The organism is Pleomorphovibrio marinus, from assembly GCF_003347495.1.
Classification (GTDB): Bacteria; Bacteroidota; Bacteroidia; order Cytophagales; family Cyclobacteriaceae; genus Pleomorphovibrio; species Pleomorphovibrio marinus.
The window spans coordinates 478,433-494,302 of sequence record NZ_QCXY01000001.1 but is presented as its reverse complement, the minus strand read 5'-3'; the positions used below and the strand labels follow the sequence as shown (position 1 = coordinate 494,302).

Here is a 15,870-nt window from a genome sequence, read left to right as displayed (position 1 = left end):
CCACTCACAAAATAAGTGAAGAAGATTGAACATATGAAATGCCCATGAGAAAGAATTCTCACACATGGGGATGATTATCCAGGGCATTCCATCTGACCATTGAAAAACAAATATAAACAGATGAAATCGAGTATCAAGAGAACGAGACATGCAGAGATGCACCTCCCCGATAGCTATCGGGGCATGGTGAGAATCTCCCGAAACGAGTCCCCAGAAGCGAATTTGCGGCAGGCAGGTACAGGCTGTATATCCTTTAAAAAGCAAATTTTAATTCTCCATGAAAGGGTTAAAAATCTACACTCTGAGAGTCATATTCAAATTCCCTGAAATTTTCCTGATCCAGATCATAAAGAGAACAATCTATCTCAATACTCAGAGGTCTGTCCGGCTTTGGAAACGGCCCCTTTGTGATAGCGAGGCTGGGATCCTCATATACCTTTTCCATAAACTTACTCCAGATGGGCCTGGCGGTTCGGGAGCCCTGCCCACTAATCCAGCTCCTGAAATGTATGGCTCTATCGTCTCCTCCAACCCAAACGCCACTTACCAGGTCTTTGGTCACTCCCATGTACCAGCCATCGGATGCATTCTGTGTAGTCCCTGTTTTACCGCCAATTTCGTTGCCTTCATCCCGGATAGATCTAGGCAAACCTTGGCTGGTTCCGCCTTCTTCTTCCGTGCCGCCCCTTAGCATGTATAACATGATATAGGCGTGTTCCTCACTCATTGCTGGCTTTTTCCGAGGAATAAATTGGTGAAGCACATTGCCATTTTTATCCTCAATCCTGTCGATATATATAGGGGTAATATGTTCTCCGCGATTTACAAATGTGCTGAACGCCCCAATCATTTCTATAATCGATACATCACTGGTTCCCAATGCTAGGGCAGGAACTACGTCGAGGTCACTGTTTATCCCTAACCGATGGGCCGTTTCTACCACTACTCTGGGACTCAACTTTTTCATCATGTAGGCGGTGACTGAATTGACAGATTGGGCCATTGCTTTCCGGATGGTCATTCTTTCGAAAGTGAACTTTCCATTTGAATTGCTTGGCCTCCATGTAGGCTGATCGGGAATATTCACCTCTACAGGTTGGTCAATAACGGAGTAGCAGGGCCCATAGCCATTTTCAATGGCTGCTGCATATACAAAAGGCTTAAAGGTTGAACCGGGCTGTCTTTTCCCCTGCTTCACATGGTCGTACTTAAAATGCTTATGGTTGATGCCACCTACCCAGGATTTAATATGACCGGTATGTGGATCCATGGAAACAAAACCAGTTTGTAAGTATTTTTTATAGTGCCGCATGGAGTCCATGGTACTCATCAAAGTATCAAGCTCCCCTTGATCCCAAGAAAAGATTCTCATTTTTTTCTTTTCGTTGAGCTTATAATCTATGGAATCCTGGTTGTCGCCGTATCTTGCTTTTAAATTTCTGTAAGCTTGGGTTCTTTTTACTGCATTTTCAATAAAGTTAGGGATAGCCCTTCCCCCTTTGTCTATCCAAGGTTCCCGGTTTCCCACTTCCTTCTCAAATGCCTTTTGCAATTCAGGCATATGGGAGGCTACTGCTTCTTCTGCATATTTCTGCAATCGGCTGTCCAGGGTGGTAAATACTTTGAGCCCATCACCGAAAAGGTCATACGGGGTGCCATCAGACTTTAGGTTTTCCCTGGTCCACCTTAGAAGGTCGGCTTTTACCACCTCCCTGAAATAGGTGGCCATTCCCTGATTGTGACTTTCAACTTGATATTCAAGCTCTATGGGCATAGCTGCCAGGGAGTCAAATTCCTCCTTGTTGATGAAGCCATACCTGCTCATTTGGTACAACACCGTGTTTCTCCTCCTTGTAGAATTTTCCGGGTTGTAAACAGGGCTATAATAGGACGGTGCCTTGAATAGCCCCACTAATGTGGCGGATTCTTGCAGGTTTAAATCTTTGGGATCCTTGTTGAAGAATGTTTTGGCGGCAGTTTTAATGCCGTAAGCGTTACTTCCGAATTCGGAAGTGTTAAGGTACATGGTTAAAATCTCATCTTTGGTGTAGGAGCGTTCCAGCCTGGTAGCCACTATCCATTCCTTTGTCTTGATGATTAGCATGCCTAAACCCGGCACCCTGCTTAATACGCCTTGTGTAGCCTGGGTTCGGGTTTTAAAAAGATTTTTGGCTGTCTGCTGACTTAAAGTGCTACCCCCTCCAGCACTTCGCTGGCCAAGCAGCAAGGTTTTGAATAATACACGCATCAGTCCTCTGGGATCAATTCCGGAGTGGTCTTCAAACCTCACATCTTCTGTTGCGATTAAGGCTTGAATTGTGTTTTTAGAAAGCTCGTTATAGGTGATAGGGCTGCGATTTTCCCTGTAATACTTCCCTAGCATCACTCCATCGGCGGAATAAAGCTCGGATGCTACCTCACTTTCGGGATTTTCAAGGGACTTGAATTCTGGCATTTCTCCAAAAAGACCCAGAAAATTTGCACTGACTGCCATTACAAACAATACAAACCCAAGCATGCCGAAGATAAAGGCAAACCACAAATATTTTATGGTCTTTGCTACCCAGCTATAGTTTCTTTTTTTAATGTGATTTCCCATTCTGTATTTCAGTAAGCTTTTTTGAAAAAAGCCTTATATTCTTTAATGTCTTTCCTTTTATTCAATTGTTGGAAGTTTTCTATAGAAATTACAAAACTACCATTTTTTATTTCCTCAGGTAAATTATCATTGTTAAAACTGTTTAAAAACTCATCTCTATATTTCATGGCCTTTTCTGCATTACTGAAGGGGCTGATAATGATAATTGTGTTTTCCCTGTTAAGGGATATGGTGCCGGTTCTCAGTCTGTCGTTGGGGTAATTTTTGGCATGAAAGCCCTCGAATTCTGCTGTGAGGTCTTTGGACTCCTGAGCCTGCTTTGGTTCCATACTAATGATGAAGATGTGTGTTTGATTGGGGTTTGTTTTATAAGGTGAATCCTCTTCCTCGGCTTTGCCTTCATCCTCAACGCCATCTTCAGAGGCTTCCTCTCCTTCGTCGGCTAATGATTCTGTTCCTTCCGTCAATTCTGGGTCCTCACTTTCACCTACATAACTTTTAAGCATTTTTTGAGCCAATTTTTGTAACTCCGTATCTTCTGCGTTTGCAATGAACTCTTCCAAGCGATCCTTGAACTCTTCCAAATCCCCACTTTTACCCTCGATCATGATCCCTAGAAGTAAAAGTTTCTCGGTATTTTTGGAAAGGGAATATTTTTCAAGAGTGGATTTTACGACAGCCCTTGCAGATTCGTATTCTCCTTGTCTGTACAAGCTATAGGCCTGTTTGTAGTTTTCTGCTGATTCAAAGTTCGCCTGGGTACCGGAGACCTTGTCCGGGTTATTTATGGATTTTGTGTACTGTGACTCAGGAAACTCCGTATTGAGCATCTGGGCATAATATTCAGGGTTCTCATTCAGTTCCTTGGTAGCCAGATACATGGTGTAATAGGCCTCCGGTTTTTTGAGTGTATTGGGGTAGGTCTCCACCAATTTGTTCAAATTTATTAGGGCAAGCCTTGGCTCCTTGAGTTCAAAGAATAATATTTTTCCCAAGTTAAAATACGAATCCTCCATTTCGTCGGCCATCTGGTCCAGAACGGACTGGTCTTTTGGAATGTTATTCAAAAGGGTGGCTTTGTCAGGAAGGTTCAAGGTTTGGGGTTCTTCTCCTTCTTCCTCCGAAGGGAGCCCCAGGGCTAACTCTTCCTCCGAAAGGCCTTCTTCGTCACCATATTCATCACCCCTTTCTTGAAAACTCCTATTGGTTCTTCTCCAGTTATCCGTCAGGGAACGGTTGCCCCATACTCGTACAAATTCAATAGCCCCCCTTTGCATTGCGGTAGGGTTTTCCCAATAAAAGGAAGAGCCTGTGCCTTTTCCACCGAAGGCTAGGAGGTTGTCGAAGATGCCGGTTGATTTTTTGGCACTGGCCAGTTCAGCTTCCCGCATAAGCCTTTCCTCTTCCTTGGCGATAAACTCATCCACATAGGCTTCCTGCTCTTCGGCAGAAAGTTTACTTAGTGCGATAAGGCTATCATTTTTTGTGATTCTCTCATAATTTGCAGCGTATCTGTCAAATATGTCCTTTTTCAAAGCCAATTCGGCATAGTTCTTATCCGACTCCTTAAATTGTTGGAAGGCGCTGTCCAGGTAATATTTTGTGCTAAGATAGTCATCCTTGTCATTCAAAAAGATGTCCGCAAGTTTTTCGTAAATGTAACCCTTCTGCCTCCGGTTTTCGGATGGCTCCTTAGCAGCTAAGGTAAGTAGGCGCACGGTTTCTTCTATTTCCCCTTGCTTATGTTCAAAAAGGGCCTTTTCATAAAGCACAACATCCCGAAATTCTAAGTTCTTGCGGTCTTTGTAGAGGTCGTCATAGTAGTTTCTCACCCTTTTCAGATCCTTACTTTTTTCAAGTTCGGCCACCTGCTGGGAAAAAAGCTGGGCGTAAAACGTACGCTCATAGCTTGGGGAACCTGTCAAGGATTTTTGGTAATATTCGTAGGCAAATGCATCCAACCCGGCTCTTTGATAAAGTTGGCCGAGGATGAAGTTAATCCTGGAAATCTCATTTTTCCGCTCTGCAAACTCCAGGGCTTTAAACAATGCAGGGGCAATCATCTCCTGCTCTTCCCTGGTTTCATAGTAATAGGCAAGCGTCTTATAAAGATATGCCTTGTTCTGATCACTAATTCCGGATTCCTTTGAAAGGTAGTCCATGACATAGGCCGCGTCATCAAATTGCCTTAAATCAATGAAGAGCCTAAGCAAACTTATCAATGCCCCATGCCTTACTTCTTTATCTTTACTGTTGACATTGAGGTACTTGAAGGTGTTCTGGGCTTCATCAAACTCGGCTTGATAGTAGTCTATTTTACCAAGTAACAGATAGGAAGGGTCTACCCAGTTACTGATTTTGTGCCAGTCTATTGCCTTCGAGGCCAGGCTCCTGGCATCTTCCAGCAGTTCTGCATTGGATTCTATGACCGCACTGTCAATAGGATAGAAAACAGGGAGGATGGTGGAATAATCCTCCTCATGCTCCTCTTCAATTTTCATCTCCAATTCTTGCATCTTCTCCTTAGATAGATAATAGGCGTTGTATCTTGCCGTTGTATTGTGGTACAGGCGGTTTATAAAAGTGTTTTTCTGTGAGCTGCAAGCAGCCAAAACCCACCCTGCTACTACCAGGATCAGAACTAGGGGTTTCATGTTTATAGACGCACGCATATAATATAGTGAGAGCTCGAAATTTACCTCTTTTAAAATAAATATTTAAATGCTGCCATGATTATCCTATTTTTGTGGTAGCAAAACTATAAACTAAGACGTTTTGAGTGTCAAACAAAAATTAAATGACTGGATAGAAACCAAGTTTCTTTTTGTCATACGAAGGGAGGAGGACTTTTCGGTCATCACCTCCTTTACTATTACGAAAATTAGGATAGGTTTATTGTTGATGTTGTTGTTGATGACATCTTTTGCTGCATCCTTGTTCTTGTCAAAGACTTTGTTGGCGAGATGGTTTGACCCGGGTTATATGGAATCCGAGAATACGGCACGTATATATGCGCTTTCCGAAACAGTGGACTCGCTAATTATGGAGGTAAATGCCAAGGACAGGTACGTAAAAAACCTCAGGCAGGTAATCTCTGGTGAGGAGGACGAGTCTGAAACCCAGGAAAGGGAGTCCAGTGAAGGCGGGTTGGAAGTTAATAGAGGTGAAATTGATCTTTATAAATCCAGTGATGCCACTCGCAGCATTATCAGCGAGTTTGAATCTATGCCCCTTGAAGAAAACAATTTTGGGAGACTTAGCAGCTCCTCCTTTACGGACACCTATTTTTTCCCCCCCATACAGGGTGTGGTGGTAAGTGGGTACACACCTTCTAAAGAGCACTTCGGTGTGGATGTGGTGGCAGCAGAAAATGAGCCGGTGAAGGCTATTGCAGAAGGAACTGTGATCATCGCTTCATGGACTTTGGAGACTGGTTATATTGTGGGCATTCAGCATTCCAATGAATTGATTTCAATTTACAAACATAATTCTGTAATATTGAAATCCGTTGGCGACACGGTAAGAGGAGGGGAAATAATTTCAATTATTGGAAATACTGGAGAGCAAACCACAGGGCAGCATTTGCATTTGGAGCTTTGGTACAAGGGGACTCCCCTAAACCCCCAGGAATTCATCACATTTGACTGATTATGGCTAGTAACAATGAAGACAAGAAAAGTACCACGGCTATGGTGAACTCCAATAATTTGGTGGCAGCAGGCACTGTCATAGTGGGTAACATAGGCACCCCAGGTAACATTAGGGTAGAGGGAACCGTGGAAGGCTCTTTGGAATCCCAAAAGAAAATTATCATTGGGGAATCCGCAAAGGTGAATGGGGATGTGTCTGCCAATGAAGTAGAAGTAGCAGGAAACGTAAACGGAGAGATTCGGTGTAAGGACACTTTGTTTTTAAAAAAGTCTGCACTTATCATAGGTGATATATTTACGAAGAAACTTATCATCGAAAATGGAGCGGAGTTCAATGGGAAATGTCAAATGGGCAACCAACTCAATGAAGATCCGAAGAACATTGATCATGGGAAAAAGAAAATCTCCTCCTGAGCCAACACCATCTTTTATCAAGTACACCGGATTGGCATTTCAAATGCTGACCATAATAGCACTGGGTACATGGCTTGGGCATTTGATAGACCAAAAGGCAGAATTTAAATTTCCTGTGGGTTTGCTGGCGGGTTGCCTGCTTTCCACCTTGCTTGCCTTTTATCAACTTTTTAAGTCACTGCCCAAGGATTGATCCTGCTCCAAGTCTATGAAACAGCAATCTTCTTCCCCAGCCTACCTGAAGTTTTTGTCCTCTTTTTCGGGCAAACTTTTGCTGTTTACAGGGATGATATCCCTGTTAGTAGTAGCCTTACAATCCTTTCTAAAGCCTGGCTTCATTCATAATAATATTTGGTTGATAATTTTGTTTTATGCACTTCTCACCCTGGCAACGGGCAATATTTCTGAAAAACTGCTTCAAAACAAGAAATATAATTCTGTTTCAGTGCTTATGGGAGGGATAGTTTTCAGACTTTTGGCCAGTCTGGCCTTTGTTTTTGTAGTTTTGAAAATGGGGGATGAGAATATCCTTTGGTTTGTGGTTAATTTCTTTGCAGTTTATTTGTTGTACTTATTGTTTGATATCTACGGCCTTATAACTAACTTGCGCCTTCATTTGAAATAGGTATAAAAAAATACTTGGATGGCCCGCAAAATTATCTGCTTAAGTATCTTGTTATCAGTCTTTTTGATGTATTTTTCGCCGATTGCTCAGGCAGCTTCCGGAGATGACGAGGACAAGACCGGTTTCATCATGCATCACATCAAGGATTCCCATGAATGGCATTTTGCTACCATAGGACATACCCATATTTCCCTTCCCTTGCCAGTGATAATTTATTCGTCCGACAGGGGTTTTGAAATATATTCTTCTTCCAATTTTGTGGATCCCGAAACCCATACTTTTGGTAGGGAACACAATGGTTATTTTATAGATGACCATGATAAATTGAGGGCCACGGAGGAAGGAAGGTCTTTTGTAGACCTTTCAATTACCAAAAATGTTGCCATGTTGTTTCTGGTATTGGGCGTCACATTGTATTTGATATTGACAGCCACAAAACAATACAAAAGAAATCCTAACAGGGCACCGAAGGGTATTGCCTCCTTTCTGGAGCCTATTATCCTTTTTGTGAGGGATGAAATCGCTCTTCCGAACATTGGTCCCAAGTACAAGAAGTTCACTCCCTACTTGCTGACCCTCTTTTTCTTTATTTGGTTTGGAAACTTATTGGGTCTTCTTCCTGGAGCTGCAAACCTTACAGGTAATATTGCAGTCACCGTGACACTTGCAATGATCACGTTTTTTGTTACCAATTTCAATGGGAACAAGGCCTATTGGAAACATGTGGTAGCAACCCCAGGTGTTCCCCTTCCCTTGTTATTGATTATTGTACCTGTAGAGATCATTGGGCTTTTTACTAAGCCATTTGCCCTCACCGTGCGTCTTTTCGTGGCCATAACTGCAGGGCATATTGTAATCCTGAGTTTCATCGGGCTAATATTTGTCTTTGAATCCTATGCCGTCGGGTTCGCGAGTACCATGATGGTAGTATTTATAAATTTGATAGAATTGCTCGTGGCCACTATACAGGCCTATGTGTTCACGCTATTCTCAGCTATGTATATCGGTGCTGCTGTAGCGGATCATGGGCATGATCATTAATGAAATTTCTTTGTTCAATTTATATAAATAAATCACACGTATGTTAACTTCTCTATTATTGACTGCCGGATTTGCACTTATGGGTGCTGGTATCGGTGCCGGAATTGTTGCGATAGGCGCAGGTCTGGGTATTGGCCGTATCGGTGGACAAGCCATGGAGGGTATTGCTCGTCAACCAGAAGCTGCTGGAAAAATCCAGACAGCTATGTTGATTATTGCTGCCCTTATTGAAGTGGTATCCTTATTTGCAGTGGTGGTGTGTTTGCTAATCGCACTAAACGCCAACATTACATTTTAAAAAAAGTAATGGGCTGACACTAGGTCAGCCCACCTTTTTATCCATTGGACAACAACGAAATTAGATAAACTATGGATTTGATCAGTCCTGACTTAGGGTTAATTATTTGGCAAACGATAGGTTTTGGCATCTTGTTTTTGGTTTTGGCCAAATACGCCTGGAAACCTATTCTTTCCGCTTTGGAGGAAAGAGAAGGAAGTATAGAAGAGGCACTTTCAACTGCAGAAAAAGCCAGAGCCGAAATGGCGTCTCTTGTCTCCGAAAATGAAAAGCTCCTACAAGAAGCTAGAATTGAAAGAGACCAAATATTGAAGACGGCCAACGAAAATGCGGTTAAAATTATTGATCAAGCCAAGGGGGAAGCTTCCAAGGAGGCAACTAGACTTATAGAAGAGGCCAAGGCTGTGATTCAGACCGAAAAAGAGGCGGCCCTCACTGATGTGAAAATCAAAGTTGCTGAACTTTCCTTGCTAGTTGCGGAGAAGCTTCTGAGGGCTCAACTCAGTAATGAGCCTTCTCAAAAAGCACTAGTGGAAAAGTTTGTGGATGAAATTAAACTTAATTAATGCATGTCCGATTTTAAAGTAGCCAGTAGGTATGCAAAATCTATCCTTGAACTTTCTATAGAAAAAGGGGTACTTGAAAACGTGCATGCGGATATGGAAAGGCTATTGGAAATCTGCAAGGTGAGTACTGAGTTTTCTGCTGTATTGAAAAGCCCAATTGTTTCTTCAGATAAGAAACTCAATGTCCTCAACGGGGTAATGGGTGCAGGAGCCTCGGAAGTCACCCACACCTTTATCCAATTGCTTTCCAAAAAGGGGAGGGAGGATGTTTTTCCATCTATAGCCAGGGAGTTTTTAACCCAATACAACAAACACCTAGGCATCCAAAGAGCGGAAATAGTCACCACATTTACCATAGATGACCCATTGAGAAAGAGGTTTAGGGAAATTGTCACTGAAATTTCAGGCAAGGAAAAAGTGGATTTGGAAGAAAAAGTGAACGAAAGCCTAATCGGAGGATTTGTGCTTAAAATAGACGACAGGCAGTTGGATGAGTCACTTAGCAGCAAACTGAGAATACTTCGTCTGGAGTTCACCGAGAATTTATACGAGAAGAAATTTTAATCAACGTAGTAATCACACATAATAGCTATATACAATGGCAGAAGTAAGACCTGATGAAGTTTCGGCCATCCTGAGGGAGCAACTTTCCGGTGCAAGGACAGAGGCTGAACTGGAAGAAGTGGGAACTGTCCTTCAAGTTGGGGACGGTGTTGCCCGAATTTATGGACTTTCAAAAGCACAAGCGGGAGAACTGCTTTCCTTTGAAAATGGTCTAAAAGCCATGGTTCTTAACCTAGAGGAAGACAATGTCGGTGCTGTGCTCTTTGGTGATTCCAAAACCGTAAGGGAAGGAGATACCGTGAAGAGAACTAAGCGCATCGCTTCCCTTAAAGTGGGAGAAGGCATGCTTGGCAGGGTGGTGGATACTCTTGGGAATCCCATAGATGGTAAAGGCCCCTTGATTGGAGATCTTTATGAAATGCCATTGGAAAGAAAAGCTCCCGGTGTTATTTATCGTCAGCCTGTAAATGAACCCTTACAAACCGGTATCAAATCTATTGATGCTATGATTCCAATTGGAAGAGGGCAAAGGGAATTAATTATAGGGGATAGGCAAACTGGTAAGACGGCAGTTGCCATTGATACCATTCTTAACCAAAAGGAATTCTACCAAAAGGGAGAGCCTGTTTTCTGCATTTATGTAGCCATTGGTCAAAAGGCCTCCACCGTTGCAAACGTGGTGGCTGCTTTGGAAAAAGGAGGAGCGCTTCCTTATACCGTAATAGTTTCAGCAGCCGCTTCAGACCCTGCACCTATGCAGTTTTTTGCCCCCTTTACAGGAGCAGCCATAGGGGAGTTTTTCCGGGATACCGGTAAGCCAGCCTTGGTGGTTTATGATGACCTATCTAAGCAGGCCGTAGCCTATAGGGAGGTATCTCTTTTGCTGAGAAGACCCCCCGGAAGAGAGGCTTATCCTGGAGACGTTTTTTACCTACACTCCAGACTATTGGAAAGGGCGGCCAAAATCAATGCTTCTGATAAAATTGCGAAGCAGATGAACGACCTTCCTGAATCCATTAAGCCGCTTGTAAAGGGCGGAGGATCATTGACGGCTCTTCCTATCATTGAGACCCAAGCTGGGGACGTTTCTGCCTATATCCCTACAAATGTGATTTCCATTACAGACGGACAGATATTTTTGGAAACCAACTTGTTTAACTCTGGCATCAGACCTGCTATTAATGTGGGGATTTCCGTGTCGAGGGTGGGAGGTAACGCACAAATCAAGTCTATGAAGAAAGTGGCCGGTACACTCAAGTTGGATCAGGCTCAGTTTAGGGAATTGGAAGCGTTTTCAAAATTCGGTTCAGACCTTGATCCTACTACCAAAAGAACCATTGAAAGAGGTAGGAGAAACCAAGAAATACTTAAACAGAAACAATATTCCCCAGTACCAGTGGAATTGCAAGTGGCCATTATTTATGTGTCCACCAAGGGAATGTTGGATAGCATACCTGTAGAGAATGTTAAAGCCTTTGAAGCGGACTTCTACAATTTAATTAAGGCAAATTATCAGGAGGCCTTGGAAGCAATAAGAAAAGGGGATCTTGAAAAAACTGGGGAACTATTGAAAAAGGCAGTTGCCGAATTAGCACCTAAACACAGCAAGGTATCCTAACTTGAACCTAACCATCCGAAGGAGGCAATGAAATAGAATATGGCTAACCTAAAGGAAGTAAAAGAAAGAATCAATTCGGTCAGTTCCACCCAGCAGATTACAAAAGCCATGAAAATGGTGGCGGCTGCTAAGCTGAGAAAGGCACAGGACAAGATTGTCCAAATGCGTCCCTATGCCCAAAAATTGGCGGCGATACTCAATAACATTTCCTCCGGTACTGAGGGGGATACGGATATTGTATATGCAAAGGAAAGGCCTGTAAAGAAAGTACTTTTCATTCCTGTCACATCCGACAAGGGACTGTGCGGTGCGTTTAATTCCAATATTCTTAAGGGCACCGCCTATCTTATTGAAAATCGGTACCAAGACCAACTTGTAACCGTGATGCCTATAGGAAAGAAGGCGTTCGATTTCTTTAAGAAACGAGATAATCCCGTTATCAATGATTTTTACCAGTTGTTTTTGGATGTTTCATTCGAGAATGTAAAAAACGCTGCTGAATTTGTGATGAAAGCGTATGAAGAAGAGCGTTTTGATAAGGTCATCATCGTTTATAACGAGTTTAAAAATGTGGCCACTCAGTTAGTTCAGACCGAGCAATTCCTTCCTATTGAAAGAATTCAAGGGGAGGCTACTGATGGAACGGCCCAATCGGAGTACATTGTAGAGCCTTCAAGAGAATATCTTATCGACGAGTTGGTGCCTAATTCCTTAAAAATCCAGTTCTTTAAGGCTATTTTGGACAGCAATGCATCCGAGCATGGAGCCAGGATGACTGCAATGGATAAAGCCACTGAAAATGCCAATGATCTCTTGAAAGACCTTAAGTTGGTATATAACAGAACCAGGCAAGCTGCCATAACTAACGAAATCCTAGAAATTGTGGCCGGTGCAAATGCACTTGAAGGGAGTAATTAAATCCTTTCCATAAAAATAATATTAACAAAACCCCAGTATCTAAGTCAGATACTGGGGTTTTGTTTTAGAATACATGGGAAGTCATCCAAAACTTTCCTGCCCCTGCGTCCATAGCTACTTCACCTCCTACGGGAAGAATGAATTGTTTTGCCTCATGCCCAATCATGGCACCTCTATAGGCTGGGATTTTTAATGGAAGGATAAAGTCTTCGAATATCTGGTCAAGGTTCAGATTCCCGTATCCCGAAGAAGGGGAACAATCCGTGCAATATCCAAAAACGAACCCCTTGATTTTATTCAGTGCCCCCATCAACTGTAGGGTGCTCATCATCCTATCTATCCGATAAGGTTCTTCCCCTATATCCTCCAAAAACAAGATCTTGTCTTCGAAATCTGGTAAAAAGGGGGATCCTGCAAGACCACTCAGTACCGTAAGGTTTCCTCCCACCAAGGTGCCTTCTGCTGTACCTGGGAAGATGGTTTGGGTTCTGTTTTTTTTGATGACCAAATCGTCGGTTTCTTCCAGTTCATTCTCGTAAACGAGCTTGTTTTTTTCAAAAAACATCTGCTCAAATTGATTGACGTTAAACTTATTCCAGGATCCTGTTCCATTTGGTCCATGAAAAGTAACTAAGCCCGTTTTTGCATAGATAGCCATGTGCAGAGCAGTGATATCGCTGTATCCCAGCAAGGGTTTGGGGTTGTTTCGGATGGCATCATAATCCAATAAGGGTAGGATCCTAGCTGCTCCACTTCCCCCTCGGATACAAATCACGGCTTTGATGTCGGGGTTGAGGAACATTTCGTTGACATCCCCAGCCCTTTCCTGATCTGTACCGGCAAGATGGCCCCTTCTGTTGAATAGGTTTTTCCCTTGCATGACTTTGAACCCCAAAGCTTCCAGGGCCTCTACGGCAAAGGTGATAAGTATCCTTTCGCTCGTAGCAGCGGAGGGGCTAACCAGTCCTACCCAATCTCCCTTTTTTAGCGGTTGGGGTAGGATGCTTGAAGTGTTGTTTTGGGTGGAGCTAGCCGACCATCCCATGGTTGGGGCAAAAGCTAAACCCCACCCCAAACTTTTAATAAAGTCTCTTTTTTTCATGTTGGTGGTTGAATAATGAAGGCCAATTTAAAAATTATCCCTCACATACAAGAGAACCTTCTCCATTTCTCTCCTTACTGCTGATGCTCTGTAGGGGTAGTTGTTGTTCATAAAGGCAAATGCATACAATTTTTTCTTATTTGTACGTATAAATCCCACCAAGCAATGGTTGTTGCTTATGGTACCCGTTTTGGCAAATACATATGGAGTGGGGGCATAATAGTTGTTTTTTAGGGTACCCGTTCTTCCTCCGGTAGGCAAGAGTTGAAACAATTCATCGTCTGGCATTACCCTGTAGATTTTCTCCAAGAGTGCGATAAAGGAGCGTGGAGTAAAAAGGTTATGCCGGGATAATCCGGACCCATCCACCCATATGGGATCATCAGGAAGGTCAAAAAGATAGGTTTTCTTTATATAGGAAATGGTCTTTTCCGTGTTTAGTTCTTTGAACACCTCATCAGAAATCATCAAGAGCAATTGCTCTGCGATGAAATTGTCACTTTCCAAGAGAAGTTCCTTGTAAAGAGACCTGGTAGGAACACCTTTAAGGACCATATGTTTTGCAGGAAGGGGTTCTTTAGAGGCGTAGACCTCCTTGTCCCAATCCATTGCCGCTAGGGTAACAAAGGTCTTTTGGGAGGTGATAAAGGGGATTCTGGCCCTCATTCCGTTGTATGTCCTTGGGTTATAGAAAAAATCGTTGGAATGCCACTCCCTGGTGACATTCCTGACATTTTTGTCGTCTTGGTAAATGGAAAAAATACTGGGACTCAAGTGAGGTTTATTGTTGATGTTTACGGCAGTGACAAGGTTTCCGTAAATAGGAAAGGGGGATTTTTCTGCGGAATAATAACTGTTATAGTCGTCCCATTGCCAACCATAACCGAAAGAGTCATCCTTCCAATTATGATCGGAAAAATGTACTTTTGAGTAAGGTTTTAAGAACTCCTTTAGTTTTGGTTGAGGGAGGCCCGGATATTTCCAAGAGGGATCGCCGGTGCCCCAGATGACAATTTCATCCTCCTTGTTGACAAACCTCAAAAGATTGGTGCTGTCGCCTAAGACCAGTAGTGAAGAAAAGAAAGTAAACAGTTTGGTTGTTGATGCCGGAATGAAATAAATATGGCTGTTTTTATCATACTGAACGCGCTGGCTGTCCAGGTCATATAGCATAAAGCCCGTTTGATGGTTGTCAAAAAAACTCCCCTTACCTAATAATTCGTCCAATCCCACATAAAGCCTTCGGCCATCCTGAGCACGAATTTCTGAAAACAGTATGCTAAACGAAAAGATGCCGAATAGGCATAAAATTTTAATCTTCATAGAGAATTGTCCTAACTAGTTTTATGTTTCCCTTTAATGTTGGTAGCCCCGAGGAACAAGAAAACCCACCCGAGAATGAACGCCACCCCACCAAAGGGGGTAATTGCCCCAAGCCAAGTGATGCCTGTCAGGGATAAAACGTAAAGGGAGCCCGAAAAGATGAAAATACCGATGATAAAAAACAAGGCACTTGTTTTGAATGCCTTTATTGTTGCATAAATGGAGACCAAGACACCATTAAGAAGTAAGGCTAGACTGTGATAGAAGTGATAATCGACGGCAGTTTGAAAGGTGTCTATCCTTTCCATTTGCTCCAATCGATCTGCTAATCCGTGTGCACCAAATGCCCCCAAGGCCACTGCCATTCCACCCAAAAGTGCAGCCCATTTAAGGATGGATCTGGTATTGAAATAACTACCCATAGTTTCTTTCTCCAAAAATTGCACTGCCAATTCTAACCATACTGCTTCCCTCCTCTATGGCAATCTTGTAATCCGCACTCATACCCATACTTAATTCTTTGAGTTCTGTATTGGGGGGAAGGGATGAGGAAGCATAGGCGTCTCTTAGCTTTCTTAAAGAGATAAACTCCCGCCTTATACGCTCATTGTCCTCCGTGAATGTTGCCATTCCCATTAGTCCTTTTATGGCAATAAAGTTCATGGACTTCAACTCCTCCCCTAATAGGATTTCCTTTAACTCTTTTTCGTCCAACCCAAACTTGCTGTCTTCCTCTGCTATATGAATTTGAAGCAAGCAGGGAATCACCCTGTCAATTTTTTTGCCTTCCTTGTTTATTTGCTTCAATAACCTCAGAGAGTCCACCCCATGAATTAGATGTACAAATGGGGCTATGTATTTCACCTTGTTTCTTTGTAGGTGGCCAATCATGTGCCAACGTATGTCCTGTGGTAGTTTGGGAGCCTTATCCGTGAGTTCCTGGACTTTGTTCTCCCCAAAATCCCTTATACCCGCTTCATAGGCAGCTTGTATGTCCGATTCAGGTTTTGTCTTGCTCACGGCAATGAGTAAACAGTTGGGGTTTTCAAATGAAGATTTTATCCTGTCAAGGTTTGCTTTTATATCCATTCTCTTTAATTTACCTAATTAGAAGTTTAATTCGCTTAGGTTTGTTTTTACTTTCAAGACAAA

Annotated in this window: 16 protein-coding genes; 10 read left to right on the top strand and 6 right to left on the bottom strand. The window is 42.8% G+C overall.

Annotated features, from left to right (window positions below):
• Positions 1-286: 286 nt before the first annotated feature.
• Together DB520_RS02125 and porW are read right to left on the bottom strand one after the other, a co-directional pair.
• A complete protein-coding gene (locus tag DB520_RS02125; protein WP_114748009.1) occupies positions 287-2,599 on the bottom strand; it encodes a penicillin-binding protein 1A in 2,313 nt (770 codons plus the stop codon).
• A gap of 8 nt (positions 2,600-2,607) precedes the next feature.
• The gene (gene porW / locus DB520_RS02120; RefSeq protein ID WP_114748008.1) at positions 2,608-5,253 is read right to left on the bottom strand and encodes a type IX secretion system periplasmic lipoprotein PorW/SprE; all 2,646 of its coding nucleotides are present in this window, start codon (positions 5,251-5,253) and stop codon (positions 2,608-2,610) included.
• Between the two features lie 121 nt (positions 5,254-5,374).
• Here porW and DB520_RS02115 point away from each other — a divergent pair, with 121 nt between their 5' ends.
• The 10 genes from DB520_RS02115 to atpG all read left to right on the top strand — a co-directional run bounded on the left by DB520_RS02115 (position 5,375) and on the right by atpG (position 12,293).
• Positions 5,375-6,247: a M23 family metallopeptidase gene (locus DB520_RS02115; RefSeq protein WP_114748007.1), complete on the top strand. Its 873-nt coding sequence runs from the start codon at positions 5,375-5,377 to the stop codon at positions 6,245-6,247.
• 2 nt (positions 6,248-6,249) lie between these two features.
• Positions 6,250-6,663: a bactofilin family protein gene (locus tag DB520_RS02110; protein ID WP_114748006.1), complete on the top strand. Its 414-nt coding sequence runs from the start codon at positions 6,250-6,252 to the stop codon at positions 6,661-6,663.
• Positions 6,638-6,856, top strand: a complete 219-nt coding sequence (locus DB520_RS02105) for an AtpZ/AtpI family protein (protein ID WP_114748005.1) — start codon at positions 6,638-6,640, stop codon at positions 6,854-6,856. The genes DB520_RS02110 and DB520_RS02105 overlap by 26 nt, the downstream gene beginning before the upstream one ends.
• A gap of 15 nt (positions 6,857-6,871) precedes the next feature.
• Positions 6,872-7,288 carry a hypothetical protein gene (locus tag DB520_RS02100; RefSeq protein ID WP_114748004.1) on the top strand — a complete coding sequence of 139 codons (417 nt, stop codon included), beginning with the start codon at positions 6,872-6,874 and terminating at the stop codon, positions 7,286-7,288.
• Between the two features lie 18 nt (positions 7,289-7,306).
• On the top strand, positions 7,307-8,329 hold the full coding sequence (atpB, locus tag DB520_RS02095; RefSeq protein WP_114748003.1) for a F0F1 ATP synthase subunit A: 1,023 nt from the start codon (positions 7,307-7,309) through the stop codon (positions 8,327-8,329).
• Positions 8,330-8,369: 40 nt separating this feature from the next.
• Entirely contained in the window at positions 8,370-8,627 is a 258-nt protein-coding gene (atpE, locus tag DB520_RS02090) for an ATP synthase F0 subunit C (RefSeq protein WP_114748002.1), read from the top strand.
• A 71-nt stretch (positions 8,628-8,698) separates the two neighbouring features.
• Entirely contained in the window at positions 8,699-9,193 is a 495-nt protein-coding gene (gene atpF, locus DB520_RS02085; RefSeq protein WP_114748001.1) for a F0F1 ATP synthase subunit B, read from the top strand.
• 3 nt (positions 9,194-9,196) lie between these two features.
• Positions 9,197-9,757, top strand: a complete 561-nt coding sequence (gene atpH / locus DB520_RS02080) for an ATP synthase F1 subunit delta (RefSeq protein ID WP_114748000.1) — start codon at positions 9,197-9,199, stop codon at positions 9,755-9,757.
• A gap of 34 nt (positions 9,758-9,791) precedes the next feature.
• Positions 9,792-11,375, top strand: a complete 1,584-nt coding sequence (gene atpA, locus DB520_RS02075; protein WP_114747999.1) for a F0F1 ATP synthase subunit alpha — start codon at positions 9,792-9,794, stop codon at positions 11,373-11,375.
• Between the two features lie 39 nt (positions 11,376-11,414).
• Positions 11,415-12,293, top strand: coding sequence for an ATP synthase F1 subunit gamma (gene atpG, locus DB520_RS02070; RefSeq protein WP_114747998.1), 879 nt, complete (start codon positions 11,415-11,417; stop codon positions 12,291-12,293).
• Positions 12,294-12,357: 64 nt separating this feature from the next.
• Here the strand turns inward: atpG and DB520_RS02065 are convergent, their stop codons facing one another.
• From DB520_RS02065 to DB520_RS02050, 4 genes are read right to left on the bottom strand one after another with little or no spacing between them, the layout of a single operon-like run.
• Entirely contained in the window at positions 12,358-13,395 is a 1,038-nt protein-coding gene (locus tag DB520_RS02065; RefSeq protein ID WP_114747997.1) for a S66 peptidase family protein, read from the bottom strand.
• Between the two features lie 27 nt (positions 13,396-13,422).
• Complete coding sequence (locus DB520_RS02060) at positions 13,423-14,718, bottom strand: D-alanyl-D-alanine carboxypeptidase (RefSeq protein WP_114747996.1); 1,296 nt, start codon at positions 14,716-14,718, stop codon at positions 13,423-13,425.
• 11 nt (positions 14,719-14,729) lie between these two features.
• Complete coding sequence (locus DB520_RS02055) at positions 14,730-15,140, bottom strand: DUF423 domain-containing protein (RefSeq protein WP_114747995.1); 411 nt, start codon at positions 15,138-15,140, stop codon at positions 14,730-14,732.
• Positions 15,133-15,807 (bottom strand): YggS family pyridoxal phosphate-dependent enzyme, encoded by a 675-nt coding sequence (locus DB520_RS02050; protein ID WP_114747994.1) that lies wholly within the window; start codon positions 15,805-15,807, stop codon positions 15,133-15,135. The genes DB520_RS02055 and DB520_RS02050 overlap by 8 nt, the downstream gene beginning before the upstream one ends.
• Positions 15,808-15,870: the final 63 nt, after the last annotated feature.

Coding starts and splice junctions, on each gene's coding strand:
- atpE (WP_114748002.1), top strand. CDS start 8,370: ATGTTAACTTCTCTATTATTGACTGCCGGATTTGCACTTATGGGTGCT.
- porW (WP_114748008.1), bottom strand. CDS start 5,253: ATGAAACCCCTAGTTCTGATCCTGGTAGTAGCAGGGTGGGTTTTGGCT.
- atpA (WP_114747999.1), top strand. CDS start 9,792: ATGGCAGAAGTAAGACCTGATGAAGTTTCGGCCATCCTGAGGGAGCAA.
- atpB (WP_114748003.1), top strand. CDS start 7,307: ATGGCCCGCAAAATTATCTGCTTAAGTATCTTGTTATCAGTCTTTTTG.
- DB520_RS02125 (WP_114748009.1), bottom strand. CDS start 2,599: ATGGGAAATCACATTAAAAAAAGAAACTATAGCTGGGTAGCAAAGACC.
- DB520_RS02065 (WP_114747997.1), bottom strand. CDS start 13,395: ATGAAAAAAAGAGACTTTATTAAAAGTTTGGGGTGGGGTTTAGCTTTT.
- DB520_RS02060 (WP_114747996.1), bottom strand. CDS start 14,718: ATGAAGATTAAAATTTTATGCCTATTCGGCATCTTTTCGTTTAGCATA.
- atpG (WP_114747998.1), top strand. CDS start 11,415: ATGGCTAACCTAAAGGAAGTAAAAGAAAGAATCAATTCGGTCAGTTCC.
- atpH (WP_114748000.1), top strand. CDS start 9,197: ATGTCCGATTTTAAAGTAGCCAGTAGGTATGCAAAATCTATCCTTGAA.
- DB520_RS02105 (WP_114748005.1), top strand. CDS start 6,638: ATGGGAAAAAGAAAATCTCCTCCTGAGCCAACACCATCTTTTATCAAG.
- atpF (WP_114748001.1), top strand. CDS start 8,699: ATGGATTTGATCAGTCCTGACTTAGGGTTAATTATTTGGCAAACGATA.
- DB520_RS02100 (WP_114748004.1), top strand. CDS start 6,872: ATGAAACAGCAATCTTCTTCCCCAGCCTACCTGAAGTTTTTGTCCTCT.
- DB520_RS02110 (WP_114748006.1), top strand. CDS start 6,250: ATGGCTAGTAACAATGAAGACAAGAAAAGTACCACGGCTATGGTGAAC.
- DB520_RS02055 (WP_114747995.1), bottom strand. CDS start 15,140: ATGGGTAGTTATTTCAATACCAGATCCATCCTTAAATGGGCTGCACTT.
- DB520_RS02050 (WP_114747994.1), bottom strand. CDS start 15,807: ATGGATATAAAAGCAAACCTTGACAGGATAAAATCTTCATTTGAAAAC.